Origin of the sequence: Vibrio anguillarum (genome assembly GCF_001989995.2) — a bacterium.
Classification (GTDB): Bacteria; Pseudomonadota; Gammaproteobacteria; order Enterobacterales; family Vibrionaceae; genus Vibrio; species Vibrio anguillarum.
Map to the genome: position 1 here is coordinate 1 of NZ_JAHGUP010000160.1, position 1412 is coordinate 1412.

Genomic DNA, 1412 nt, shown 5'->3' on the forward strand with positions numbered 1-1412 from the left:
CTTGAAGCGTTTGTTAGCTGCCTGACGATAGAGCCTAAATTAATAGTGATAACGGCAAGAAATGATTGTGATAGCACTATCATCAATCGCATAAACTAACCTATTCGTATCGTCTATTCGTCGCGACCAAAAACCAGATAAGTTTTCTTTTAGTGGTTCAGGTTTACCTATGCCCTCGAAAGGAGAACGCTTAACATCAGTGATGAGTTTATTTATACGTTTAAGTGTTTTCTTGTCTTGCGTCTGCCAATAAACATAATCATTCCAAGATTCATCAGTCCAAGATAATAAACGACTACTCATCGATTAAATCTCTTTGGCTCACCTTACCCGCTTTAAATTGAGCAATTGAACGATGTAAGTGCTCAGCATTTGCCGGAGAGCGAAGCAAATGAACCGTTTCCATTAAGCTATTGTAATAATCTAGTGACATAACAACGGCATCCTCAGAATCACGACGTGTGATCACGGTTGTATCTGCGTCATTAACAACAGCATCCAAAACGCTTTTCAAGCTATTTCTAGCTTCGGTAAAAGATACAATTCTCATAAAACCTCCACATGTACGTTTAATGAGACAAGTATATGACTAAAAAACCAACTTGTACAGCTAATGGAACATGCGAACTTGTAAGCAGCTAACGCCGCATTAAGGTGTGAGCAACGCTACCACTATACTTAACCATACCACCGTAAACACGAAACCCAACGATGGAATGAAAAATACCAAGCGTTGGGAATCACTCTTAAATGCCTTGTTAGATGCCAGATCGCTGAGCCTGATTTAGTAGTGGTAACGACACGAAATTATCGTTATCGCTTGATCATCAACTGCGTAAACAAGCCTGTTAGTGTCATCAATACGACGAGACCAAAAACCAGACAAGTTTTCTTTTAACGGCTCTGGTTTACCGATGCCCTCAAATGGGGAGCGCTTAACATCATTGATGAGTTTATTAATGCGCTTGAGTGTTTTCTTGTCTTGAGTTTGCCAATACAGGTAGTCATCCCAAGCGTCATCAGTCCACGACAGTAGACGTTGACTACTACTCATCAATTAACTCTCGTGCTGTTGTTTTACCAGCACGGTACTGTGCTATCGAACGGTTTAAGTGTTCAGCATTTTGAGGAGAGCGTAGTAAGTGAACTGTCTCCATAAGGCTATTGTAGTAGTCTAACGACATAACCACTGCATCTTCAGAATCACGGCGAGTAATAACTGTCGTATCGGCGTCATTAACTACGCCGTCCAAAACAGCCTTGAGACCATTTCTAGCTTCAGTAAAAGATACAATTCTCATAAGAATCTCCACATGTACATTTAATGGAACAAGTACAATCTTCACCATTCTACTTGTACAGAAAATTGAACATGAAATATTGATAAGGCAACTAACGCCAAATTAAGCTGC

4 protein-coding genes are annotated in these 1412 nt (G+C 40.2%); all 4 read right to left on the reverse strand.

Features of this window, described 5'->3' with window-relative positions:
- Nucleotides 1-39: 39 nt before the first annotated feature.
- A complete protein-coding gene (locus tag PL85_RS18025) occupies nt 40-303 on the reverse strand; it encodes a Txe/YoeB family addiction module toxin (protein WP_115340172.1) in 264 nt (87 codons plus the stop codon).
- Nucleotides 296-550: a type II toxin-antitoxin system Phd/YefM family antitoxin gene (locus PL85_RS18030; RefSeq protein WP_009836585.1), complete on the reverse strand. Its 255-nt coding sequence runs from the start codon at nt 548-550 to the stop codon at nt 296-298. The genes PL85_RS18025 and PL85_RS18030 overlap by 8 nt, the downstream gene beginning before the upstream one ends.
- A 234-nt stretch (nt 551-784) precedes the next feature.
- Complete coding sequence (locus tag PL85_RS18035; RefSeq protein ID WP_005464459.1) at nt 785-1054, reverse strand: Txe/YoeB family addiction module toxin; 270 nt, start codon at nt 1052-1054, stop codon at nt 785-787.
- Complete coding sequence (locus tag PL85_RS18040; RefSeq protein ID WP_005526636.1) at nt 1047-1301, reverse strand: type II toxin-antitoxin system Phd/YefM family antitoxin; 255 nt, start codon at nt 1299-1301, stop codon at nt 1047-1049. The genes PL85_RS18035 and PL85_RS18040 overlap by 8 nt, the downstream gene beginning before the upstream one ends.
- Nucleotides 1302-1412: the final 111 nt, after the last annotated feature.

Bases quoted from the DNA above. Each gene is read 5' to 3' on its own strand.
- PL85_RS18035 (WP_005464459.1), bottom strand. From the start codon at position 1,054: ATGAGTAGTAGTCAACGTCTACTGTCGTGGACTGATGACGCTTGGGAT.
- PL85_RS18030 (WP_009836585.1), bottom strand. From the start codon at position 550: ATGAGAATTGTATCTTTTACCGAAGCTAGAAATAGCTTGAAAAGCGTT.
- PL85_RS18040 (WP_005526636.1), bottom strand. From the start codon at position 1,301: ATGAGAATTGTATCTTTTACTGAAGCTAGAAATGGTCTCAAGGCTGTT.
- PL85_RS18025 (WP_115340172.1), bottom strand. From the start codon at position 303: ATGAGTAGTCGTTTATTATCTTGGACTGATGAATCTTGGAATGATTAT.